The organism is Bradyrhizobium sp. 1200_D9_N1_1 (assembly GCF_052075915.1).
Classification (GTDB): domain Bacteria; phylum Pseudomonadota; class Alphaproteobacteria; order Rhizobiales; family Xanthobacteraceae; genus Bradyrhizobium; species Bradyrhizobium diazoefficiens.
Map to the genome: position 1 here is coordinate 5,564,448 of NZ_CP197226.1, position 22,792 is coordinate 5,587,239.

General features: G+C 65.5%; 26 protein-coding genes. 14 read left to right on the plus strand and 12 right to left on the minus strand.

The features are described 5' to 3' along the window. The first annotated feature begins 79 nt into the window (after window positions 1–79). The 5 genes from AB5K84_RS27040 (at window position 80) to AB5K84_RS27060 (ending at window position 3,730) form a co-directional block, all read left to right on the plus strand. Window positions 80–763 carry a GntR family transcriptional regulator gene (locus tag AB5K84_RS27040; RefSeq protein WP_038967643.1) on the plus strand — a complete coding sequence of 228 codons (684 nt, stop codon included), beginning with the start codon at window positions 80–82 and terminating at the stop codon, window positions 761–763. Further along, window positions 760–2,010, plus strand: coding sequence for a dicarboxylate/amino acid:cation symporter (locus AB5K84_RS27045; protein WP_011086793.1), 1,251 nt, complete (start codon window positions 760–762; stop codon window positions 2,008–2,010). Before AB5K84_RS27040 ends, AB5K84_RS27045 begins: the two co-directional genes overlap by 4 nt. Continuing rightward, complete coding sequence (locus AB5K84_RS27050) at window positions 2,010–3,053, plus strand: threonine aldolase family protein (RefSeq protein ID WP_011086792.1); 1,044 nt, start codon at window positions 2,010–2,012, stop codon at window positions 3,051–3,053. Before AB5K84_RS27045 ends, AB5K84_RS27050 begins: the two co-directional genes overlap by 1 nt. Before the next feature lie 65 nt (window positions 3,054–3,118). Further along, entirely contained in the window at window positions 3,119–3,472 is a 354-nt protein-coding gene (locus AB5K84_RS27055; protein ID WP_011086791.1) for an MmcQ/YjbR family DNA-binding protein, read from the plus strand. Between the two features lie 102 nt (window positions 3,473–3,574). Next, on the plus strand, window positions 3,575–3,730 hold the full coding sequence (locus tag AB5K84_RS27060) for a hypothetical protein (RefSeq protein ID WP_011086790.1): 156 nt from the start codon (window positions 3,575–3,577) through the stop codon (window positions 3,728–3,730). A 75-nt stretch (window positions 3,731–3,805) separates the two neighbouring features. Here the strand turns inward: AB5K84_RS27060 and AB5K84_RS27065 are convergent, their stop codons facing one another. Next, window positions 3,806–4,276 (minus strand): MarR family winged helix-turn-helix transcriptional regulator, encoded by a 471-nt coding sequence (locus AB5K84_RS27065; protein WP_011086789.1) that lies wholly within the window; start codon window positions 4,274–4,276, stop codon window positions 3,806–3,808. 148 nt (window positions 4,277–4,424) lie between these two features. On the opposite strand from AB5K84_RS27065, the gene AB5K84_RS27070 reads away from it, so the two are divergent. The 3 genes from AB5K84_RS27070 (at window position 4,425) to AB5K84_RS27080 (ending at window position 6,244) form a co-directional block, all read left to right on the plus strand. Continuing rightward, entirely contained in the window at window positions 4,425–4,826 is a 402-nt protein-coding gene (locus AB5K84_RS27070) for an Ohr family peroxiredoxin (RefSeq protein WP_028171032.1), read from the plus strand. Window positions 4,827–4,905: 79 nt separating this feature from the next. Further along, the gene (locus tag AB5K84_RS27075; RefSeq protein ID WP_011086787.1) at window positions 4,906–5,319 is read left to right on the plus strand and encodes a cupin domain-containing protein; all 414 of its coding nucleotides are present in this window, start codon (window positions 4,906–4,908) and stop codon (window positions 5,317–5,319) included. A gap of 52 nt (window positions 5,320–5,371) precedes the next feature. Then, window positions 5,372–6,244: a bifunctional helix-turn-helix transcriptional regulator/GNAT family N-acetyltransferase gene (locus AB5K84_RS27080; protein WP_011086786.1), complete on the plus strand. Its 873-nt coding sequence runs from the start codon at window positions 5,372–5,374 to the stop codon at window positions 6,242–6,244. A gap of 43 nt (window positions 6,245–6,287) precedes the next feature. On the opposite strand, the gene AB5K84_RS27085 is transcribed toward AB5K84_RS27080, so the two are convergent. After that, window positions 6,288–7,508: an MFS transporter gene (locus tag AB5K84_RS27085; RefSeq protein ID WP_011086785.1), complete on the minus strand. Its 1,221-nt coding sequence runs from the start codon at window positions 7,506–7,508 to the stop codon at window positions 6,288–6,290. A 184-nt stretch (window positions 7,509–7,692) separates the two neighbouring features. Here AB5K84_RS27085 and AB5K84_RS27090 point away from each other — a divergent pair, with 184 nt between their 5' ends. Beyond that, entirely contained in the window at window positions 7,693–8,154 is a 462-nt protein-coding gene (locus AB5K84_RS27090; protein ID WP_011086784.1) for a cupin domain-containing protein, read from the plus strand. Between the two features lie 178 nt (window positions 8,155–8,332). Here the strand turns inward: AB5K84_RS27090 and AB5K84_RS27095 are convergent, their stop codons facing one another. Beyond that, complete coding sequence (locus tag AB5K84_RS27095) at window positions 8,333–8,920, minus strand: membrane protein (protein ID WP_011086783.1); 588 nt, start codon at window positions 8,918–8,920, stop codon at window positions 8,333–8,335. Window positions 8,921–9,027: 107 nt separating this feature from the next. Further along, on the minus strand, window positions 9,028–9,612 hold the full coding sequence (locus AB5K84_RS27100; RefSeq protein WP_011086782.1) for a TetR/AcrR family transcriptional regulator: 585 nt from the start codon (window positions 9,610–9,612) through the stop codon (window positions 9,028–9,030). 77 nt (window positions 9,613–9,689) lie between these two features. Here AB5K84_RS27100 and AB5K84_RS27105 point away from each other — a divergent pair, with 77 nt between their 5' ends. Further along, window positions 9,690–10,187, plus strand: coding sequence for a peptide deformylase (locus tag AB5K84_RS27105; RefSeq protein WP_011086781.1), 498 nt, complete (start codon window positions 9,690–9,692; stop codon window positions 10,185–10,187). Window positions 10,188–10,229: 42 nt separating this feature from the next. Here the strand turns inward: AB5K84_RS27105 and AB5K84_RS27110 are convergent, their stop codons facing one another. From AB5K84_RS27110 to AB5K84_RS27120, 3 genes are all read right to left on the minus strand, one after another. Then, window positions 10,230–10,592 carry an ArsR/SmtB family transcription factor gene (locus AB5K84_RS27110; RefSeq protein ID WP_028171024.1) on the minus strand — a complete coding sequence of 121 codons (363 nt, stop codon included), beginning with the start codon at window positions 10,590–10,592 and terminating at the stop codon, window positions 10,230–10,232. Next, a complete protein-coding gene (locus AB5K84_RS27115) occupies window positions 10,592–11,254 on the minus strand; it encodes an SRPBCC family protein (RefSeq protein WP_011086779.1) in 663 nt (220 codons plus the stop codon). The genes AB5K84_RS27110 and AB5K84_RS27115 overlap by 1 nt, the downstream gene beginning before the upstream one ends. Window positions 11,255–11,455: 201 nt before the next feature. Beyond that, window positions 11,456–12,247 carry an AraC family transcriptional regulator gene (locus AB5K84_RS27120; RefSeq protein ID WP_011086778.1) on the minus strand — a complete coding sequence of 264 codons (792 nt, stop codon included), beginning with the start codon at window positions 12,245–12,247 and terminating at the stop codon, window positions 11,456–11,458. A gap of 120 nt (window positions 12,248–12,367) precedes the next feature. Between AB5K84_RS27120 and AB5K84_RS27125 the strand changes: the two genes are divergently transcribed. Further along, window positions 12,368–13,918, plus strand: coding sequence for a carboxylesterase/lipase family protein (locus AB5K84_RS27125; protein ID WP_011086777.1), 1,551 nt, complete (start codon window positions 12,368–12,370; stop codon window positions 13,916–13,918). Window positions 13,919–13,991: 73 nt separating this feature from the next. Here the strand turns inward: AB5K84_RS27125 and AB5K84_RS27130 are convergent, their stop codons facing one another. Together AB5K84_RS27130 and AB5K84_RS27135 are read right to left on the minus strand one after the other, a co-directional pair. Beyond that, window positions 13,992–14,873 (minus strand): AraC family transcriptional regulator, encoded by an 882-nt coding sequence (locus AB5K84_RS27130; protein ID WP_441232696.1) that lies wholly within the window; start codon window positions 14,871–14,873, stop codon window positions 13,992–13,994. 175 nt (window positions 14,874–15,048) lie between these two features. Then, on the minus strand, window positions 15,049–16,308 hold the full coding sequence (locus tag AB5K84_RS27135; protein ID WP_038967641.1) for a serine hydrolase domain-containing protein: 1,260 nt from the start codon (window positions 16,306–16,308) through the stop codon (window positions 15,049–15,051). 278 nt (window positions 16,309–16,586) lie between these two features. On the opposite strand from AB5K84_RS27135, the gene AB5K84_RS27140 reads away from it, so the two are divergent. Further along, window positions 16,587–17,978: an NAD-dependent succinate-semialdehyde dehydrogenase gene (locus AB5K84_RS27140; RefSeq protein ID WP_441232697.1), complete on the plus strand. Its 1,392-nt coding sequence runs from the start codon at window positions 16,587–16,589 to the stop codon at window positions 17,976–17,978. A 91-nt stretch (window positions 17,979–18,069) separates the two neighbouring features. On the opposite strand, the gene AB5K84_RS27145 is transcribed toward AB5K84_RS27140, so the two are convergent. The 3 genes from AB5K84_RS27145 to AB5K84_RS27155 all read right to left on the minus strand — a co-directional run bounded on the left by AB5K84_RS27145 (window position 18,070) and on the right by AB5K84_RS27155 (window position 21,359). After that, window positions 18,070–20,340, minus strand: a complete 2,271-nt coding sequence (locus AB5K84_RS27145; protein ID WP_038967640.1) for a hypothetical protein — start codon at window positions 20,338–20,340, stop codon at window positions 18,070–18,072. A gap of 102 nt (window positions 20,341–20,442) precedes the next feature. Beyond that, window positions 20,443–20,739, minus strand: a complete 297-nt coding sequence (locus AB5K84_RS27150) for a hypothetical protein (RefSeq protein ID WP_011086772.1) — start codon at window positions 20,737–20,739, stop codon at window positions 20,443–20,445. Window positions 20,740–20,978: 239 nt separating this feature from the next. Next, on the minus strand, window positions 20,979–21,359 hold the full coding sequence (locus tag AB5K84_RS27155; RefSeq protein ID WP_011086771.1) for a glyoxalase: 381 nt from the start codon (window positions 21,357–21,359) through the stop codon (window positions 20,979–20,981). Between the two features lie 149 nt (window positions 21,360–21,508). Between AB5K84_RS27155 and AB5K84_RS27160 the strand changes: the two genes are divergently transcribed. Further along, a complete protein-coding gene (locus AB5K84_RS27160) occupies window positions 21,509–21,970 on the plus strand; it encodes a GbsR/MarR family transcriptional regulator (RefSeq protein ID WP_038967648.1) in 462 nt (153 codons plus the stop codon). 64 nt (window positions 21,971–22,034) lie between these two features. Beyond that, window positions 22,035–22,718, plus strand: a complete 684-nt coding sequence (locus AB5K84_RS27165; RefSeq protein WP_038967639.1) for a methyltransferase family protein — start codon at window positions 22,035–22,037, stop codon at window positions 22,716–22,718. The last annotated feature ends 74 nt before the right edge of the window (window positions 22,719–22,792 follow it).

The following is a 22,792-nucleotide window of genomic DNA, read 5'->3' on the forward strand; positions in this document are numbered from 1 at the left end:
TGCCGCCCTTGGTTCGTTTCACCAGCAAAATCAGTAGGCCCGCTTGACATTCCTCTGACATGCCGCTGGTATGTCAGTTATGCCCACCGCCTCCCTCGACCGCGACCGCGCCTATGCCCTGCTCCGCGACCTCGTCGTGTCAGGCGAGTTTGCGCCTGACGAACCCCTCTCCGAACGCAGCCTGTCGAGCCGCCTGGCGCTGGGCCGCACCCCGATCCGCGAGGCGCTGAAGGCGCTCGCCAAGGACGGCCTGCTCACCATCCATCCGATGCGCGGCACCTTCCTGCGCCAGATGTCCTTTGACGATCTGCGCGAGATTCATGAATTGCGGCTCGCGCTCGAAGGCATGGCCGCCTATCTCGCCGCGACGCGCGGGCCGACGGAGCCGCTGCGCCAATGCGCCGGGGAGCTGCGCAGCATTCAGTCGCGCGAAAACATCGATGTCGAGGAGGCGCAGCAGGTCGGCTGGGCCTTCCACGACGAACTCTTTCGCGCGACCGGCAATGGCCGGCTGGCGCAGTCCTACGACAATCTGCGCGCGCAGAGCGGCCTCGCCCTCCAGAAGATGCGGCAATACAGCGTCGAGCGCACGCGCCAGGCCGTCAGCGAGCATCTCGACATCTACGCGGCCATCGAAGCGCACGATCCTGACGCCGCGCAGCAGCGCATGTGGCGGCATCTGTCGTCCGCATTCGAGGCCCGCCTCACCGCGCTGGGCGCGATCCGCACGCAATATCCGGGACAAGGAGACCACCACGCATGATCCGGCCGCTGTTCAGATTGCCGCTCGTGTTCCAGATGCTGCTCGGATTGGTGCTGGGCCTCGGCGTCGGCCTGCTCTGGCCGGATTTCGGCGCGAGCCTGCGGCCGATCGGCACCGCCTTCGTCGAGGCGGTGAAGATGATCGTCATTCCCGTGGTGTTCGCAGCCGTCACGCTCGGCCTCTACCGCATGGGGAGCGAGTTGAAGGTCCTGGGGCGCGTCGCCGCGATCAGCCTCGGCTATTTCTACCTCGCCACCGTGATCTCGATCCTGATCGGCCTGCTCCTCAACGCCGCCTTCCATCCCGGCGCCGGCGCCCCGCTGGCCGCGACCGGCAAGGTGCCGCAGAACCTCGCAGTGTCGGTGGACTGGATCAAGTTCTTCATGGACATGATCCCCTCCAACATCGTCGCGGCGATGGCCGAGCAGAAGATTCTCCCGACGCTCGTCTTCGCCATTCTGTTCGGCCTCGCACTCGCCTCTAGCGGCAAGGTCGGCGAGCCCATGGTCGCCGTGCTCGAGGCGGTGATGGCGGCGATGTTCAAGATCACCAAATGGATCACCTCGCTCGCTCCGATCGCCATCTTCGCGGTGATGGCGTGGCTGTTCGCGACGCAAGGCCTCGCCACCGTGGTCGCGCTCGCAAAGCTCGTCGGCGTGATGTATCTCGGCCTTGCGATCATGGTCGCGATCTTCTGGCTGATGCTGCTTGCGATCGGCGAGAAGCCGCTTGCCGTCACCAAGGCGGTGATGGAGCCGATGATCCTGGCCTTCTCCACCCGCTCCTCGGAAGTGACCCTGCCGCTGCACATGGAGAAGCTGCGGGCGATGGGCGCCTCAGAGCGCATCGTCTCGGTGGTGCTGCCGCTCGGCTATGCCTTCAACCGCGACGGCGCCATCATGTATTTTGCCCTCGCCGTCACCTTCCTCGCGGAAGCCTATGGCGTGACGTTGACCTGGTCGACGCTGTTCACCATCGTCATGGTCACGACGATCGCGAGCAAGGGCAGCGCCAACGTCCCCTCCGGCGGGCTCGTCGCCATCGCCATGGTGCTGTCGGCGATCGGGCTGCCGATCGAGGCGCTCGCGGTCATCGCCGGCGTCGACGCCTTCCTCGACATGGGCCGCACCGCGATCAACGTGTTCGGCAACACGGTCGCGGTGAAGCTGGTCGAAAAGTTTGCCGGCGACATGGCCGCCGATGAGACCCAGCCGACGGCGGCCGGCCTGCAAGTGCAGGACGCCTGATGGTCGCGCAAGAGAGAGGCCGCGACGGCGTCGTCGATCTGCGCAGCGACACCGTCACGCTGCCGACGGCCGCGATGCTGGAGCGCATGCAGCGGGCCCCGCTCGGCGACGACGGCCGCGAGGGCGACCCGACCGTCCGCGCGCTCGAAGCGCGGGGCGCCGCGTTGACCGGCAAGGAAGCTGCCCTGTTCGTGCCGAGCGGCACGATGGGCAATCTCCTGGCGATGCTCGCCCATGCCGAGCGCGGCGGAGAGGTCTTCGCCGACGCTGGTGCGCACCTGCTCAACTCCGAGCTCGGCAGCGTCGTGACGATCGCGGGGCTGGTGCCCAAGCCCATGCCGAGCCGTCGCGGTGCAATGGACGAAGCGGCGCTTGCAGACGCGATCCGCGGCTCGGAACGTCCCGGCCTGATCGCAATGGAGACTGCGCATAACGGCGCCGGCGGCGCCGTGCTGCCCCCGCCGCACATGATGCGAATTCACGCGCTCGGACAGAGCAACGGGATCCCCGTGCATCTGGACGGCGCCCGCCTGTTCAATGCCTCGGTCGCGCTCGGCGTGCCGGCGGCACGGATCGCCGAGCATGCCGACAGCGTGATGGTCTGCCTGTCCAAGGGCCTGAGCGCGCCGGTCGGCAGCCTGCTGTGCGGCGGCGCGGCGTTCGTCGCACGGGCGCGCACGTTGCGGAAACTCGTCGGCGGCACCATGCGCCAGTCCGGTGTCGTCGCAGCCGCGGGCCTCGTCGCGCTGGAGACGATGATCGAGCGCCTCTCCAAGGATCACGCGGCAGCAAGGCGGCTCGCCGCGGCCTTGAGCTGGCTCGACCCGGCACTCGCCGATCCCGACCAGGTGCAAACCAACATCCTGCGCGTCGACGTCTCCGCAAGCGGACGCGAGGCCGCCGCATGGGCCGAGGGCGTGAAGCAGCGCGGCATCCTGGTGCAGGCCAGCGGCCCCTCGCAGCTCCGGCTCGTCACCCATCGCCACATCGACGGAGCGGCGGTGGACCGCACCATTGCCGCCTTCGCGGCGCTCGGCCGCTAGCGCGCGCATTGCAAGCAGCAAGCGCGCGCATTGCAAGCCGCACGCGGCGTGCTATCGCTCGCCCCATGACTCCGAAAAGCTTCGAAGCGCGCTGCCTGCGCCTGCCCGCCGCCACCAAGGTGGTGCAGTGGGAGGGCACTTCCGTATTCAAGGTCGGCGGCAAGATGTTCGCGCTCGGCGGCGGCTTTGTCGCAAGCTCCGGCGGCTACATGTTCAAGGTCTCGGACATGGCCTATGCGATGCTGATCGAGCACGGCGTGGCACGTCCGGCGCCGTATCTCGCCCGCGCCAAATGGGTGCAGCTCGTCAGCAACAACGCCCTGCCGGATGCCGAGCTCACCGCCTATCTGGCGCAGGCCCACGCGCTGATCGTGGCCAAGCTGACGCGCAAATCGCGCAAGATGCTGGGGCTGGACTAGAGCCTCGCTGCGCCGCCCTCGCCATAACGTGATGTTCCTCCCATGGACTTGTGCTGCACCGCAACTAACTGAGGGCAAAGTCCATTCGAGATGGAGTGTTTTATGAGCTCACCGAGCACCACCACAGCCGCCAAATCTCATCGCTATGAACTCGTGCATGGTGACGGAGCCGACTTCGTCGCCTACCAGCGCCGTCGCGAAGACGGGATTTGGCAGACCTTTGCGACATGGATGATTCCGCGCACGGTCTGCAGCTGAAGCGGAGCGCTTGTCCCTCGTGCTTGCGCCGGAGGCGGACACCGCCTCCGGCTTCCCTGCAGAAGCCCGCCCCGCTCAGCGCTTCTTCTCTGCACCCGTTTGGGTCGCGCGCAGCAGATTGTCGCGCAATGTGCTCACCGTCTTCTGCACCACCGGAAAATCGTCGCCGAGGCCGGTCGCCTCGATCAGGGACTCGCCGAGATCCTGTTCGATCAGCTTGCGCCCGCCCGGCGTCAGGCTCACCCGCACCTGCCGCTCGTCGGCGGGATCACGGTGGCGCCTGATGTAACCCGTTTGCTCGAGCTTCTTCAGGATCGGCGTCAGCGTGTTGGATTCCAGGAACAGCTTCTCGCCGAGCGCGCTGACGGTCTGCTCGTCCTCCTCCGACAGCGCCACCAGGGCGATGTACTGGGTGTAGGTCAGCCCGACCTTGTCCAAGAGGGGCTTGTAGGCACGGCCGAAGGCGAGATTGGCCGAATAGACCGCAAAGCACAGGAAATTCGACAGCTTTCGGCCTTTGCCGGCGGCTTTGGGGGAACGGGCCACGGGAACCTCCGCAATTCGTGATCTGCCAACCGATATAAATCGTATCCGATTAAATCGGAAGATCTTGACCGGCGGATGCGGCGGGTTTATTTAAAGGCGCATCCGATTAGATCGGATACGATAAATGGCATCCCGAAAGGACCCCGCCATGTCATCCGCTGCCAAGCTTCTCTTTACCGGCAAGACCCACGTCACCTCAGGCTCCGACGGTGCCGCGCGCTCCAGCGACGGCTTCCTCGACATCAAGTTGGCGCAGCCGCATCCGGCCGCCGAAAACCTGTTCGCGGCCGCCTGGTCGGCCTGCTACCTCGGCGCGCTCGGGCTCGCCGCCGCCCAGCGCAAGGTCAAGCTGCCGAGCGAGCCGTCGGTCGACACCGCGATCGACCTCAACAATGCGAACGGCGCCTTCTTCTTGCGCGCCCGTCTCGACGTCAGCGTCCCCGGCGTCGACCGTGCGGTGGCGCAGGAGCTGATCGAGGCCGCGCACGGCATCTGCCCGTACTCCAAGGCGGTGCACGGCAACATCGAGGTGACCACCACCCTCGTCTGAAGCGCCACGACGCGGGAACCGGCCGGCATCGGCTGGGCCCGCGTGGTGCGATCAATCCAGCGACCACACGGAGCCGACCATGAGCCATCGTCTTTTGCCCGCCGTGCGTATCCTCGCCAGCACAGCCGTACTGGCCGCAAACCTGTTCACGCTGCCGGTAGCGGCGCAGCCGGCCGGTGTCACGCGCACCGACCTCCAGCGCCACGATCTCAGCGCGCCCGGCCGCGAAGCCGTGCAGGTGCGCGTCGACCTCGCCCCCGGCGTGGCGTTCGGCCGGCACACCCATCCGGGCGAAGAAATCATCTACGTGCTGTCAGGCGCCATCGAATACGCCATCGAAGGCAAGCCACCGGTGACGCTGAAGGCCGGCGACGTGCTGTTCATCCCGTCCGGCACGGTGCATGCGGCGAAGAACGTGGGCACCGAGACCGCCAGCGAGCTTGCGACCTATATCGTCGCGAAGGACAAGCCGCTGCTGACGCTGGCGAAGTGAGGCCAGCCACTCCAATTGACCAGGAGACAATATCTGACTAAAGTCAGATATTATGCTCGACCCCGTCTCACGCGTTCGCCGCTTCAACCGTGCCGTCACCTCCGCCGTCGGCGCGCTCGACACCTCGTTCCTCGGCCGTGGCCGGCCGCTCGGCGCCGCGCGGGTGCTCAACGCAATCGGGCACGGACGTTCGGACGTGGCCGAGATCCGAGACTATCTCGGGCTCGATTCCGGGCTGATGAGCCGGCTGTTGCGCAGCCTCGAAGACGAAGGGCTGGTCGAGACCACGGCGCATGCGGGCGATGCGCGCCGCCGCGTGGCAAAACTCACACGCACGGGCCGGCGCGAGTTCGCAGCCTACGAGGCGCTGTCGAATACGCAGGCAGAAAGCTTCCTCGCCCACCATTTGCAGCGCGATGCGCTGCTGGCGGCCATGGACATGATCGCCTCCGCGCTGACACGCGAGCGCGTTGCGCTCGACGAGACGGACCCGCGATCCGAGGAGGCGCGCTATTGCCTCGGCGAATATTACGCGGAGCTCAGCCGCCGTTTCAAACAGGGCTTTGACGTTTCGCTGTCGCGCGATCCCGATGCCAAGGACATGCGCCGGCCGCGCGGGAGCTTCATCGTCGCGATGTCGGACACGCTCCCGATCGGCTGTGTCGGGCTGAAGGGAACCGATCACGGCTATGCCGAGATCAAGCGGCTGTGGGTCGCCCCCGCCGCGCGCGGATTGCGGCTCGGCCGTCGCCTGATGGACGCGGCCGAAGACGCGGCGCGCGAGCTCGGCATCGCGCTGCTGCGGCTCGACACCAACAGCGCCCTCCCCGAGGCCGGCCAGCTCTACCGCAGCACGGGCTGGCGCGAGATCCCGCGGTTCAATGACGATCCCTATCCGGATCTGTTCTTCGAAAAGCAGCTGTGAGGCAGAAGTCCCGGGTGTCGCTTCGCTCACCCGGGCTACAGCCTCACGCCGCCGCGGTCGCCACCTGCCCTTGCGGCTTCGCGAACGGGCGGAAGGTCATCGCCATCAGGAAGGCGCCGAGGCCCATCGCCCAGGAGGCGATGTAGAGCCAGGCGTAGCTCGAGAACGCGTCGTAGATCAGGCCGCCGGCGAGCGGCCCCGTCGCCATGCCGAGGCTGCCGGCCATCGCGGTGCCGCCGATCACCGTGCCCATCATGCGCAGCGGAAAGTTTTCGCGCACCAGCACCGCGTAGAGCGGCATGGTGCCGGCATAGATGAAGCCGAAGATGGCGCCGACCGCGTAGAAAGTCGCGAGCTGATGCGCGAAGACGTAGGCGAGCGCGCCGAACGCCTGCAACAGCAGGCCCGTGACCAGCACGCGCTTAGCGCCGAAGCGATCGCCGAGCAGGCCGAAGGCGATGCGGCCGCCCATGCCGGCAAAACCCTCGATGCTGTAGATCGTCACCGCCGCGATCAGCGGAATGCCGCAGCTCACGGCATAGCTGACGGTGTGGATGATCGGGCCGGAATGGGTGGCGCAGCAGAAGAAATTGGTCGCGAGCAGGATGAGGAATTGCGGCGAGCGCAGCGCCTCCCCCAGCGACATCTCCGCCTGCGCGGCGTCCTCACCCGACGGCACGGGCGTCGCCTGCGCAAGTGCGGGCGGACGGCGCACCAGCAGCGATACCGGGATCATGATGGCGCCGACCACCAGTGCCACGATCTGCATCGAGGTGCGCCAGTCATGGCCGGAGACGAGCCAGGCCGCGAGCGGCGACATCGTCATCGGCGCCATGCCCATGCCGGCCGACACCAGCGAGACCGCGAGGCTGCGATGGGTGTCGAACCAGCCGGTGACGGTCGCCATCATCGGCGCGAAGATCGCCGCGCAGGAGGCACCGACCAAGAGGCCGAACACGAACTGGAACGCAATGAGCGAGGTCGCATGGCTCGCCCCGAACAGGCTCAGCGCCAACACCGTCGAGCCCGTCAGCACCACCGGCCGCGGCCCGAACCTGTCCGTCGCGGTGCCCCAGGCCATGCTGGTGAAGGCCATCGCCAGAAAGCCGATCGTCATGGCGCTGGAGATGCCGGTCACCGACCAGCCGGTGTCCTTGGCGATCGGCTGCAGGAACACCGGCAGCGAAAACATGCCGCCGATCGCGACACAGCCAAGCAGGCCGCCGGCGGCGACGATCACCCAGCGATAGTAGGACGAGTTCATTTTCCTTGTCTCCCGTCAGTCTGTCTGAGTGAAAGACGATTGGGATTGGCGCGCGCCGACAGGCGACGGTACTTTAATTTTCCGGCGATCGCGACCGTGCCGCCGGTGCGCGGTTCCGCAAGCGCCGCCCCTGATGCGGCCTGTTCGCGCCTCATAACTCCAAAGGTTTCAGGAAAGCACCCGCATGCCCAAGATCGACATCGCCGCAGTGCCGGAGCGCAGAGGCTCCGGCTATCCCTCGCCCTTCAGCCTTCCTTGCGCCGAGCGCATCCGGCAGCGGCTCGGCAACGCCGGGGGCCTTTCCGATTTCGGCGTCAATTTGATGCGGCTGCCGCCGGGCAGCTGGTCGAGCCAGCGGCACTGGCATTCGCATGAGGACGAGTTCGTCTATTTGCTCGAAGGCGAACTGACACTGATCGAGGACGACGGTGAAACCGTCTTGCGCGCGGGCGATTGCGCCGCCTTTCCGAAAGGCAGCGGCAACGGCCATCACATGATCAACCGGTCGGACGCGATGGCCTTCTACCTCGAAATCGGCTCGCGCTCGCCCGCCGACCTCATCACCTGCTCCGACATCGACATGATGAGCCCGGCTTCCGACGGCCGGTTCCTGCACAAGGATGGCAAGCCCTATCCGGACGGCTAGTTCGGCCACGAGAACAAAAATCTCGAAAACAACCCCATGCACAGTAGGCGGGCGCTGCGGGATCAATGACTTACGATGTCGGTCATTTACGATGCCGATCACTTGCGATACCAGGCCGCAATTTGACTCGTCGGGCAAAACACCGGCATCCTGTCATGATCCCGCCAACGCCATCGCATCACCCCAGCCGAGCCCGCCTGGCGCCACGCCGCCACGCGCTGACGGTGAGCCAGATCGCCGAGACCAGGAAGTAGAGCGCGCCGACCGCAGCATAGCCGGCGACATTCGTGATCGACGGAGTCGCGGGCATCGCGGCTTGAGCGATGAAGAAGCCGCCTGCCAGCGCTGATTGGCCACCGCTGAGCGCCATGGCCCACTGCGCGCCAAAACGCCTCCAGCGCCGGATTGCCGTCCCGAGCTGCAGCAATCCGGACAGGATCGCCCATGCACCGAACACGCCGAGCACCCAGTTCATGCTGACCTGCAAGGCAAGGACGACCGCGACTGTGGTCGCCAGACTGACCAGGACGTTCAGAGCCTGGGTGCGGTTCTGGCCGAGCCCACCGCTGCGCAGCGCGTCGAGCCAATTGGCCGCGGCGTCCCACGCCGGATAGGCGACGAGCAAAATTCCGGCGACCGGCGCGGAGGACTGACCGACGGCAAACGCTGCGGCGACCCAAGCGACGGAAAACCCCGCGCGCGTGAAGTAGTACAGCCTCAGCCATTGCTCCTGACCGGCCGAATCCGGCTGATGATGATCTCTCATGACAGTCTCCTTACCTACTAGTTGGTAGTTTCTCGAGCGAAGCGAAATTGCAGCGACGCAGGTGGCTTGCAGCTTGTGTGATTGTCGGGGGGCCCGCCGGGTGGATCTCAGCGCGTTGCGGACAGCCGCTCCAGCAGCGGCCGGGTGATGACACCGAACATCTTGGGATCGCCATAGGCACGCGCCGACAGCATCGCGCCGTGAACCGTGGCCATGAATCCTTCGGCCTCGACCCGCGCCGTGCCGGAAAGCTGTAGCCGCCCCTGCCGCTTGCCGCGCTCAATCACCGAGGTCAGCCAGGATGCCAGGGCGCGGAAATGGGCGCGCACTTCAAGCGCCACCTCCTCGGGCAGGAGCGGAAGCTCGCTGGCAAGAAGCGCACACACGCAGAACGGAGCCGTCGCGTCCTTGATGCACGCCTCCCAATAGGCGAGATAGCTTTTGAGCTGTGCGCCGGGGTCCGGGATGTTGCGCTCGATGGCGGAGAGTCCCGCCGCGGCCTCCTCGCGATAGCGCGACACGAGGGTGCGGACCAGGTCGACCTTGCTGGCGAAATGGTGGTGGATGCTCGGCTTGCGGATGCCGACGATGTCGGCGATGTCGGCGTAGCTGAAGCCGTTATAGCCGCCGGCAATGATCAGCGTGCGCGCGCAGGCCAGAATCTCGTCGGCGGTCGAGGAAACGTTGGTCATGGCGCATTAACTACCTTCCAGTTGGTAGGGCGTCAAGAACGAGGTGCTTCAACCATCCGTGAGTGGTAGGAGCGTGCATGACCATCCGCCCCCTCGTCCGCTACCCCGACCGCCGGCTGGCGATTCCTGCCCGCCCCGTCACTGCGTTCGACGACGAGCTCCGCGAGCTCGCCGCGGACCTGCTCGACACCATGCGCGCCGCGCCCGGCATCGGCATCACGGCTCCGCATATCGGCGTGCCCTTGCGCGTCGTGGTGCTCGAGCTCGACGCCAAAGACGGCGCACGGACCTATGTCAATCCTGAGATCACATGGGCTTCGCCCGAGATGATCATGCACCGGGAGGGCAGCGTCTCGATGCCCGGGGTCAACGACGAGGTCCAGCGTCACGCCCGCGTGCGCATCAGCTACTGGGATCTCGACGGCACCATGCAGACCGAGGATTCGGAAGCCCTGCGCGCCGTCTGTCACCAGCACGAGATCGATCAGCTCGACGGGATGTTCTGGATCCAGCGGCTGTCGCGGCTGAAGCGGGAACGGCTGGTGAAGAAGTTCGAGAAAATGTCGCGGGGGTGACCGTGACGCTAAGGCGGCTTCGCCACCTTGTTCGCGACGCCTTCAAGCCCTCTTCCCGCTCCGTTTGGTGACGGGAGCGTGACGACGCTCCCGCTTGCCGCGCGCGATCTCGGTCGCCAGCGCGTCCAGCTTCGGCTCCCAGAAATTCCTGAACTGACCGATCCACGCATCCACCGCGCGAAGCCCCGCAACGTCGACCGAATAGAGCCGCCTTTGCGCCTCCGCCCGAACCGTCGCGAAGCCGCTCTCGCGCAGCACCTTGAGGTGCTGCGACACGGCGGCCTGCGTGATTCCGAACTCCGCCCCGATCGCCTCGACGACCTCGCCGGACGCCATTTCCCCGGGCGACAGCAGCTCGAGGATGCGACGGCGCACGGGATCGGCGAGGACCTCGAAGACGTGCATCAGCTTCCTGTGCCTGGATGTGCGACATCGGGCGGCATCTCGCCGCGATAGAAGGCGATGGTGCGGTCCGAGCGCTGCTTCGCCGTGTCAGGGTCGACCCCGCTCGCGACATGCGCCTCGCGCCATTGCTCGCCGCTTCGTGTCATGAATTCCTTGCCCGCAGGAGATCCCATCCATGCCTCGGCCGTCTCATGGTCGACCGATGCCCCGGTGGCGACATATCGCTCAAGTCCGGCAATGGCGAGGTCCCAACCGATACCCACGGCGCCTGGGCCGAACTGATTCCAGTGATCCTCGATGATCGCGGTGTGCTCCAGCGTCAACCGCGCCTGATGTCGTTCTGCCGCGAGCTGGACGTCGATCCAGCTCATCGCACCACCGAATTCCCACGTCGCTGCAAAATGGGTCGGCGGCGTACATGCCGTGATGGTGCCGCCCGCATTGCCCTTGAGCTGGTACCTTCCGCCGAGCTGGAGGTCTCCCTCGACCGGCAAGAACCAGCGCGGAATGCGCTCCCTGCTGGTCACCGCGTCCCAAAGATCGTCAACGCTCGTCTCGTAAAGCCGCGTCAGTGTCACCGCGCTGGCCGGCTTGCCGTCTTTCTCGAAATTCCGCACCGAACGCGTCACAAGCCCCAAGACTCTGGCGACGTCGATCTCCATTGCATTCCTCCTTGTCGTTGATCGCAAGGGCAAATATCGATCTGCACTAATATAAGTCAAGTCTTATATTCACGACGTTCGACGCCTGGAATTCGGTGCCCCTCCTTCAGCGGCAGAAAAAGGTCCCCAACCGCCTCGTGCTCCGGCACCTCCGGGAAGAAGCTCCGCCGCTGGCAATAGATCGGGAAGTTGCGTGCTTCCCTACGCATCCCGCACGATACTGTTGAGATATTTTGCCGGAGGTTTGCCGAGCGCTTTCTTGAACATCGTGATGAAGGCCGCGACGGACTCGTAGCCGAGATCGGCCGAGACCTGCTGCACGCTGGCGCCGGCAGTGAGTTCTCGCAGGGCGACGATCAGGTGCAATTGCTGGCGCCAGCGCCCGAAGCTCAGACCCGTTTCCCTGACGACGAGACGCGCGAGGCTGCTCTCGCTGAGCGCGACGCGCTTCGACCATTCGGCGAGGGTCCTGCGGTCGGAAGGATCTTTTGCCAGCGCAGCCGCGATCCGCTTCAACCGCGGCTCGGACGAGAGCGGCAGATGGAGCTGCTGGACGGGCATGCGCGGCAGCTCGCGGAGCAGGACGCTCGCCAGGAGGTCCACCCTCGCCAAGTCATCCCCGACCTGATCGCACAACTCGACGATCAGCTCACGCAGCAGCGGCGAGATCGACAGCGTGCAGCATCGACCCGGCAGGTCCACGATGTCGGGCTCGATGTAGACGAAAAACAGCCGGGCATTCTCTGTGGCGAGGTTGCTGTGCTGCATGCCGCCGGGAATCCACACCGCGCAATGTGGCGGCACCATCCACAGGCCACTGGGAACGCGACATGTGACACCACCTCCCAACGCGAAGACCAGTTGTCCCTTGCGGTGGCTGTGATCGGGGACCTCCCCCTTGGTCCCCGTCACGTCAACGCGCACGGCGATGACCGGGGCGGAGCGATCGTCCACATCGAGGCTGGACCATGGAAAGCGAAGGGGTTGCCGCATGCTGCCGGTTTTTAGTCATTGATTGGCTAAATATCTAAATTCAACGAGGGCGAAAGTCGATAGGTTGCTGCCAAACCTGCCGGGCGGCGGCCAGGCGCCTACCGATGACGGGATACGACCATGAATGCCTTCACGACCGCGACAGCAGCCGAACTCGGACGTGTGGTCCGCACCCAAGCCGGTTTCGTGCGCGGCGGCGTGCGGGACGCAAGCGGCGTGCTGTCGTTCAAGGGCATCCCCTACGCGGCGCCCCCGGTTGGACGGCTGCGCTGGTGCGCACCGCGGCCGCCAGCGCCTTGGGACGGCGTGCGAGATGCAAGTGTGTTTGGCGCAGGCTGTCTTTCAGCTCTCGAAAACGACCATCGGCCGGGACCGCGCGACGAGGATTGCCTCTATCTCAATGTCTGGACCACAGCGGAGCATCCGGACGAGAGGCGGCCCGTGATGGTGTGGATTCATGGCGGGGGCTTTCAATTCGGCTCCTCGGCCAACCCCGCGACCGACGGAGGCGCGCTGGCGGCCAGCGGGGTCGTCGTCGTCAGCTTCAACTATCGCCTCGGCGTCTTCGGCTTCCTCGCCCATCCTGATCTCGACGCGGAAGCGCCGTCGGGCAATTACGGCCTCAGAGACCAACTGGCGGCGCTGCGCTGGGTCAAGGCCAACATTGCCGGCTTCGGCGGCGATCCTGACAACGTCACCCTGTTCGGCGAGTCCGCCGGCGCCATGGCCGCCGGGATCCTGATGGCCTCGCCGCTCGCGCACGGACTGTTTCACAAGGCCATCGGACAGAGCGGCGCGTTCTGGGATGGCAAGCACGGGCCACTTCAGAGTTTTGAAGAAGCCCGCGCGCGCGGTCTCGCGTTCGCCCGGCAACAAGGCGATGAGTCCATCGCCGCCTTGCGCGCGATGCCGGCCGATCAGTTGAATGCAGCCGCACCATGGAGCTTCAAGGCCAGCCCCGTTGTCTCGGCATTCTCACCGAGCATCGATCATGATGTGGTGCCCGACGTGCCCGCCCGCAGATTCCTGCGCGGCGAGCAGATGCACATCCCGTTGCTGGCGGGCTGGAATAGCGCGGAGGAATTCCCCTTCCCTGCGCAATCCCTGCCCGACCACTCGGCGCGCGCCTTTCTCACCGCGGCCGAGGCAATGTTCGGCGGGGAACGCATGGCCGATTTCCTGAAGGTCTACCCTGCCGCGACCGATGCCGAGGCGAAGGCCTCCGCGGCGGCCCTCACCGGCGACACCGTGATCGGCGAGCAGTGCTGGCAGTGGCTGCGGCTGCATCGGCGTCGCCGGCGCGCGCCCGCCTACGGCTATCTGTTCAGCTATACGTCGCGCTACACGCCGATCGCCTCGCATGTCACCGAAATCCCGTTCGTGTTCGGCACGCTGACGCCGCAACAGGTGATCGGCAGCACAGCACCGCCGGCCGAGGAGGACCGCGCGCTGGCGCGGACGATGATGGGTTACTGGGTGAATTTCGCGACGCAGGGGAATCCGAACGGATCAGGTCTGCCACCCTGGCCCGCCTATGACGAGAACGACGTCGTGCAGATCCTCGATACGACGATCGAAGCCCGTCCCAATCCGCAAGCCGCCCGCTTCCGCTTCCTCGACAGTTTCAGGCAGGACGGCGTATTGCCGATGCGCTGGCGCGAGATGGCATAGCGGCTTAACCGCCAACTCGATAGCGACCAGTCCGTCTCCTACGACCGAAACGGACAGGCCGCCGTCAGGTGCGCTATTTCAGCGGCAGGAAAAGCTCCGCGACCGCCTCATGCTCCGGCACCTCCGGGAACAAGCTCAGCCGCTGGCAATAAATCGGGAAGTCGCGCGCTTCCTCGCCGCTGGCCGGAAGCCAGTCGCGATAAAGGTAGAGCGCGGCGGGCTCCAGATTGTCGGTGTGGCCGACGACGCGCAGCACTGCGCAACGTCCGCCGGGGATCTCGCCGGCCTTGATCGCTTCGCCATTCGCCTGGATCGGCTGGTCGGTCCCGGCGCAGAGGTCCACGCTGTAATCGGCCGGCGAGGCGGGACGCCGCTCGGAACGCCAGACATTGAAGGTCGGACTTGTCCTGGGGTGCAGGTTAGCCGCCCTGCGCCAGGCGATGAACCGCTGGATGGTGGCAGGAAGCGTCGCCGGGTCGCCCCGATGCTCCATGATCGCCACCCGTGTGGGCGGGACATCGCGGATCGTCACGTCGTCAGGGGTAAAGGTCTTCTGCATGAGCTTGCTCCTTGCGTTGTCGAGAGGCCCGAAGGCCGCAAGCCACGGCTCCCAGTCGGGAGATTTCCGGAACGACGACGGCGATTGCCCGAACCGTTGCCGAAAGGCGCGGGCGAAGGCGTCCGGTGCGTCGTAGCCGGCATCCATCGCGATGTCGGTGACGCTTTCGTCGTCCCTGTAGGCCAGCCGATGCGAAGCGCGCTTCATACGGGCAAGCTGAACATAGCGATGCACGGACAGCCCGAAGGTCGCCGTGAACTGCCGGTGGAAATGAAATTTCGAGAAGGCCGCAACAGCGCTCAGCGTGTCGAGGTCCAGATCAGCGTCGAGATGCCGGTCGATATGCTCCAGCACCCGCCGCATCCAATCCTGATAATTTTGCAGCGCCGCCTTCATCGTCCCTCCTCCGTGGCGGCTCCAGTTAGTCGCTGACGGCTGCGACGTGCTCGACCGATCTTGCGGTTTGGGGACTCGTAGGGTGGGTAGAGCGCAGCGAAACCCATCATCGCTGGTGCTCCGCGAGAGAAGCCGATGGGTTTCGCTATCGCTCTACCCATCCTACAACCTCACCTCATCCGCCCGCAATCAGCGCCTTTGCCAGCGCCATGTAGGCCGGCAGCGTCACGGGATCGTTGGCGGCGTTGCCCGCGACAGGGTGCGAGGCGTAGCGCGCGATCACCATCTCGGCCTTGGGATCGACGTAGATGCCCTGGCCGTGGACGCCGCGCGCCATGTAGGCGCCGTGGGGGTTGTGCGTCACCCACCATTGATTGCGATAGGAGGCACCTGGCAACGTGGTGTAGCCGGCCGGCTTGAATTTCTCGGGATCGCCGCCGCGCGAAATGTCCTCGACAACGGACGACGGCACGATCTGGCGGCCATTAAAACGGCCGTGATTGCGCATGGTCTCGCCGAAGCGGGCGAGATCGCGCAAAGTGGTCGAGAGACCGCCGCCGCCGCTCTCGGTGCCGATGCGGTCGACGTGATAATGCGCGTCCTCTTCCGCGCCGATCTGCGTCCAGATCCGCTCGGAGAGAAGATCGGACAGCGTCAGGCCGCTGGCGCGCCGGCAGATCCAGGCCAGCACGTCGGTGTTGACGGTCTTGTAGGCAAAGGCCTTGCCGTGCTCGCCCTGCTTCTTCTGCGCGACGAGGAAATCGAAAATGGTGGTCGGGCCGTCATAATTAGGCGGGATCGGCGCCATGCCGTTGGCGCGCCGCAAGCCCCACACATGCGAATTCCTGTCGGTGTAGACTTCGGTGTATTCGAGGCCGGTGGTCATATCCATGACCTCGTGCACGCGCGCATCGCCAAATGCGCTCGCCTTCAGCTCCGGTACATAGTCCGTGACCGGTGCCTGCGGATCGATCTTGCCCTCGGTGACCAGAATGCCCGCGAGCACGCCGGTGAAGGATTTCGTTACCGACATTCCGATATGCGGCTTGTGCGGCTTCAACGCACCAAAATAGCGCTCGTAGATCAGCTTGCCCCGATGCAGCACGGCGATGCCGTCGGTGTAGGTCTCCTCCAGCATTTTCGCGAAGGTCATGGGACGGCCGTCCATCGTGGTCGAGGCGACCGCGCCGATGTCGTGGTCCTCGCGCGGCAGCGGCGATGCCGGTCCCGCCCCGCGCCAGACGTTCACGGTCGGCACCAATTGGCGGATATTGCTCCAGGCCCAGCGCAGCTCGGGGAAGCTGCGGAACGAGCCGTCCTGGAAGGTGATCGTCCGCTCCGGCGCCGGCGGGAAGCCCTTCATCCAGCCGAGCGTTTCGGGATCGGTCTCGGCGGCGGTTGCGGGGGCTTGATTGGCGGTGGTCGCGACGGACATGAAGGCAGGCTCCGGAGAGGACGATGTGGCTGGCGTATCATGAGACAGCGCAACCCACATCCCGCGTTTGTGCCGGGGTGCTGTGCAGTGCCCCCTGATGACGACAGGTCCGACCACCGCCCGCTCGCAGTCTCGTGAACGGCGCTGAGGCATCTCGATTGACCTGTCTCAAAGTGACGAATTGGGTTGTGATCCATCCTTTCATCAGCAGTCCCGTCGGAAGCGCATGAAGGCAGCCGGCACCAAACACTGCACGATGCCTGGAGCGAGAACGACACATGGCCTACGCAACCACCTACCCCTACACGGGTGAAGTCCTCGAGACATTCCCCACCGCCACCGATGCCGAGGTCGCCCGCGCGATCGACGCGGCGCATGCGGCCTTCCTTGCCTGGCGCGAGACGTCCTTTGCCGCGCGCGGCGCGATCCTGCAAAAGGCAGCCGACCTGCTGCGCAAGGACGCCGACGCCTACGCAAAGCTCCTGACGCTCGAGATGGGCAAGCTGTTCACCGAAGCGAAGGCCGAGGTCGAATTGTCCGCGAAGATCTTCGAATATTACGTCCAGAATGCCGAAAGCCTGCTCCGGCCGGAGAAATTGACTGTCGCCGATCCCGCCGAGGGCGAGGCCGTCATCGTCTGCGAGCCGCTCGGCGTGCTGCTCGCGATCGAACCCTGGAACTTCCCTTACTACCAGATCGCCCGCATCATCGCCCCGCAGCTTTCGGCCGGCAACACCATGCTGCTGAAGCACGCCTCCAACGTGCCGCAGAGCGCGGCGGCGTTCGAACGGCTGATGCGTGAGGCGGGGCTGCCCGAGGGCGCCTTCATCAATCTCTACGCGACACGCTCGCAGGTCGAGACGATCATCAACGATCCGCGCGTCCATGGCGTGGCGCTCACGGGCTCGGAAGATGCCGGCGCGGTCGTCGCCGCGCAGGCCGGCAAGGCGCTGAAGAAGTCGACCATGGAGCTCGGCGGCGCCGACGCGTTCGTCGTGCTCGCCGACGCCGACATGGCCAAGACGATCAAATGGGCGGTGTTCGGCCGTCACTGGAACGGCGGCCAGGTCTGCGTCTCGTCCAAGCGCATGATCATCGTCGATGCGGTCTATGACGAATTTCTTGCGCGCTACCGCGAGGGCGTGGCCGGCCTCAGGGCGGGCGACCCCTTCGCCCCCGAAACCACGCTCGCGCCGCTCTCTTCGCAGGCGGCGGCCGACGAGATCAGAGAGAAGATCCGCCAGGCCGTTGCGCATGGCGCCAAGGCCGAGCAGGTCGGCCCGCCCGTCCCCAACCAGGGCGCCTTCGTGCAGCCGACGATCCTGACCGATGTCGCCGACGACAATCCGGCGCGCTACTGGGAATTCTTCGGCCCCGTCTCGATGCTATTTCGCGCCAGGGACGAGAATGATGCCGTGCGCATCGCCAATGATTCCCCGTTCGGCCTCGGCGGCTCGGTGTTCACCTCCGACACGAAGCACGGCGCGGACGTCGCCAGGAAGATCTCGACCGGCATGGTGTTCGTCAACCACCCGACCAAGGTCGAGGCCGACCTGCCCTTCGGCGGCATCCGCCGCTCCGGCTACGGACGCGAATTGCCGGGGCTCGGCCTCAAGGAGTTCGTCAATCACAAGCTGATCGACGTCGTCGACATCGACGCCCGGTTCTGACGGCGCGTCGTGCGTCACCCGCGCCGTGCGCGGCGCGGGTGACGTGCGATGGATGGGTCGGGCGATCGATACCCGTGGCTCCGGCTTCGGCCTACCCCTTTCGCCCCGTGCGCTTCTTCGCCTTCGCCGCGCGTTTGCGCCCCGGGGCTGCCGCGCGCGCGGGACCGCGTTCCGCGCGGCCGCCCGTGTCGGCGGTCAGCTCGGGACGCAGCCTCGCAAGCTTGGCGCGGTCCGGCAGCAGGTCCGCGAAGCCGTCGAGCACCCGCGGCGCGGGCGCACCGTCGCCGGCGACGGCCAGTGCACCTGCCGGCGCCGCGGTCTGGCTGAGCGCCTGCAAGCGCCGGCACGCCTCGCCGAGGTGATAGGCATCGCCGCCGAGCGCCACCCATTTGCCGACCTCGGGATGCAGCACGAGATTGGCCGAATGGTTGTCGCTGGCGCTGGACGGATAGTCGACGAACACGTCGATCCCCGACTGCACGCCCACCATCACGCCCTGCGCCGACCACGACACGGCGACGTCGACGCGGTAGCGGCCCGGTCGCTCGAAGGCAAAGCCCGCCGTGCTCCAGAACACCTTCGCCGAGGCCGTGACGCTCTTGCCGGGCTCGAGCTCGCTCAATTTTGCGTGCTCGCACAGGATCACGAAGGGCCTCACCGGGCGCTCGCGCCCCTCGGCATCGGTGACCGTGATCGACGCGAACAGGGCCTCGATGCCGACGTCGTTCGGCGTGCGCAGCGACACGCCGCTGGTGTTCGTCATCGTCCAGGTCAGATCCAGCGGCTGGCCGAGCGCGACGCGGTCGGTCGTAGCCGTCACCGCAAGCGTCAGCTCGGAAGGTTCGAAGTCGTGCCGGTCGGCGGCCTGCGGCGCGCCGGTCGGGAACCAGCTTGCGAACGGCCATCCGCCCGGACGAATGACCGGATCCGGCATGTGGTTCAGGTGATGACGGACGTTGGTGTTGTGCGCGAGCTTGATCTGATCCGGGAACACGCCGGGCTCGCCGGTCGCGGGACCTCCGAGCACGTCCGCCACGCTCGGCGTCGTGGTCATGATCGAGTTGTCGGCCGCCGTCTCCTGCTCCTGGTGGATCTGGTTCAGCGTGTGCGTCAGCTCGTGGGTCGCACTGCGCAGGAACGCACGCGGCACATCGCGCTGCTTCCTGTTCGCGGCGAGACCAAAGTTCGACGAGTCCGAGGTGGGATAGCCGTCATCGGAGAAGCTCGCGCAGCCTTCGCGGGGAACGCCGATCTGGTCGTACATGATGCCGCGCGAGCAGCCGAGCTTCGCAGGCACGACGATCATGTGCACGCGCCATTCGGCGTCCAGATTCGTAGCCGGATTGCGCACGGTCGTCATCAGCGCGTGCAGATCCGCAGAGCTCCAGCAGTTGGTCGGCACCACTCCTGATGGCACCGGGACGTTGAGCTGGTCCTGCACCACCGTCAGCTGCCAGCCGGTCCTGGCGAAGATCGTGTCGAAGAACTCCGTGCCGCCGGCGCCGTCGGGCACCGGTGCGGGCCGCACGGCGCCGACCAGCGTATCGATTTCCAGCGTCGCTCTGCGGAAGAATTTCGACACCCAGGCGAGCGAGACGCTGCCCTTGTCCACACCGCCCTCGAACAGCCGGCCCTCGTAGAACGGTCCGCCGGTCAGGGAGAACGGAAACGGCGCCGGCACCTTCGCAAGCTTCATCGTCACGGTGCGCGACGGCGTCGCCGGGAACGTGCCCTTGAACTGGCCGACCGGCGGCTGCGTGTAATTGAACTGCTCGGCGACGATGGTGAGCTCGCACTTCTTCGGCAGCGGGACCGCGACCGGCGCGGACACGCTGGTCACCCTGAGATAGGAATGATAGCGCGCGCGGGGGAAGATGGGGATCCTCGGCCTGCGGATCGGGAACGGAATAGCCGGCTCATCGACCGCGCTGAGCGAACCGGCGAGGCTCGTCAGCCCCGCGTCCGCTGTGGCTGCATCTCCGTCCTTGTTCCCCACCGGCGGCAACGGATGGGGGATCGGACCGATCACCGGCCGCTTCGAATAGAGATCGCCGCTGACGATCAGATGATCCGCGCCGCCGTCGGGCGCCGAGCGATCGACGCGCAGCGTGCCTTCGAAGGACACGAAGCCGGCCGTCGGCCTGAAGTTGATCTGGTAGCAGCCTTCGCGAAAGTCGAGCCTGCATAGTCTGAACGGCGGAAACGGCTGCAGATCGGTCGAGGCCGGCTGATCGCCGGAATCCTCATCGCTGATGCTGATCTGACGCGACAGCGGCACCTGCGGCTTCATGGCCGGCTCGACCGATGCCCCGGTCATCTTTGCAAGGCTGCCACTCGATTCATGCTCTGAGCAATTGCACATGTCGTAATCTCCTCGTTGAAATGACGAGGCGATCGACGTGAGCATCGGGCTCGTTCGCGGGTACGCCCGCGTTATCTCAAGTCAGCTGTGGCGTGCGCAGTCCTACGCGCGCCGATAGGTCACGACACAGCCCTCGGAATCCGTAAACTCAAACCGGTCGGCCTCGAGTGAAATGCGATAGGTCACAAGTTCATCGCTGGCCGTCCCGACGACGAGTGTGTTGGAATCCTCGAGACGGTAGATTCCCGCGTCCCACCACACCATGCCCTGCCCCTCGCCGCGCATGCCGCGGTAGGTGCCGGTCGAGAATGTGATGGTGGCGGGATATTTGTCCGCACACGCAGCCGCCGTGGTTTTGGTCCACGTACCAACCATGCTCTGTTCGTGTTTGTCAGCCATAGTGTCTCCATAGCTCTCATGGACCGACGCAATCGGCCGGTTGATGGCTATTTCAACATGTCGTTCTGGCGTGTGCAGCTCATTTCAGCTGATGTGGTGGCGGGCATCGCAATAAGCCCAATTCACCACGTACAATCACAGCAGGTGTTCTGTCGCATGATTGACGCAAGCGTGCGTGTGAGATGCTTCACATGAAGGTGCGACAATTGAGCGCCGAGAGGCTCGCGCCAACGCCAGACCTACTCCGTCATCAACCGGCTCGGCCAGCCCACGCGGACGAGCAGGTCGTCAGGGCCATTTAGCGCGAATTCATACATGCCCCACGGCTTGTGCTCGGCCGCGCGGCTCGGCTCGACGATCTCCGTGCACATCGCCGCGGCCAGGCCGCGGACCCGGGGCGTGTAGACGTAGACGCCAAACGGGTTGCTCCCCGGAATGAGCCAGCCTTCCACCGCCTGCTGCAAGTGCACCTCGCCACCAACATCTGACAGCATCCGATAGTCTTCGTAGCCTTGATCGACCGGTCTGAAGAAGCCGAGCCTGTTCCACCACCGTTCCGCTGCATCGAGGTCGTTGCAGGGAATGATTGCGACTACGCTCGACGTCTGCCGCTCGTCCATGACGCGATGGCTCCCGCCGAGGCGTGAACTCCGGCGACATGATACCGATCCTGCAAAACACAAGCCGCAGCGGACTGACAGGGAGGCACGAGCCCCCGCTTGACGCTTGCAGTCGGCCCTTACTTCTATATATTCGGAATATGCCGAATATGTCAAACAAGACCAGCAGGGACGAGCAGCGGTTCACGGAGGACGTGGCACGGCTGCTCACGCCCTGGGGCGTGCCGCCCGTCGCCGCCCGTCTCTATGGCTATTTGCTTCTCTGCCCTCGCCCCGTCAGCCTCGACCAGATCACCGAAAGCCTCGGGATCAGCAAGAGCAGCGCAAGCGTAGCCGCTCGGCTGCTCGAGAGTTACACGCTGGCGCGTCGCCATAGCGAGCCTGGGACAAAACGCGCGCTTTATGCCGTAGCAGACGACTACGAAGCCATGATCCGGCAGCAGAATCGTCTGCTCGACGCCTTGGCCGGGCAGTTGAACGCCGGGGCTGAAATAGCTGCGTCCAAGGCGGCAAGCGCGCGTCTCAGGGAGATGGCCGACTTCTATCGGGTCATGCGGGGCGCCATGGAGGACGCCATGAGCCGCTGGACACGTGGCCGACGACGGCAATGAGGAAACCCGCAGCGGCGCTGGCCGTGCGGAAGACTCCGAACCTTCGACGGGAAAGGCAGAAACAATGGGTCTCGTTCTCAATCTCATCGTGCAGACAATCGTCTGGTTCGGCTTCATGGGCGCGATCATCTTTGGTGCTGCAGGCACGACGGACTACACCGGCGGATGGCTCTATCTCGGCGTGATGGTCTTATCCTCAGTCGTGTTTGGGACAATCATGGCGCGCGTGGATCCGAGCCTGCTCAGAGAGCGCCTCAAGCCGCCCCTGCAGAAAGATCAGCCGCTCGCGGACAAGCTGATTCTCATCCCGATCCTGCTCCTCATATTTGGAGGAATGGGCTTCATGGTGGCGGATGCGGCGCGCTGGCGCTGGTCGGCAATGCCATCTTCCGTGCAGTGGGCAGGCTGCGGGCTCCTGCTGGCGGCAATGCTGTTCATTTACTGGATCATGCGCACGAACAGCTTCGCGGCGCCGGTCGTGAAACTGCAGAAGGACCGCGGGCAGGCCGTCATCACAACAGGCCCCTATGCCATCGTCCGCCATCCCATGTATTTCGGCACGCTCTTCTACGTCGCCGGGACATCGCTCGTGCTCGGCTCGTGGTGGGGACTTGCGACGGTCCCCATCCTCGCCCTCTTGTTCGGCATCCGGATCGGCATCGAGGAGCAGACGCTGCGCGCGGGTCTCGAGGGCTATGACGACTACGCGCGCCGTGTGCGCCGGCGCCTGATTCCGTTCATCTGGTGAGACGGGTACGTCCTGCATGGCAACGCGAGAACGATCGCCTGCGATCGCTGACACAACATCGCCTTAGTACGACG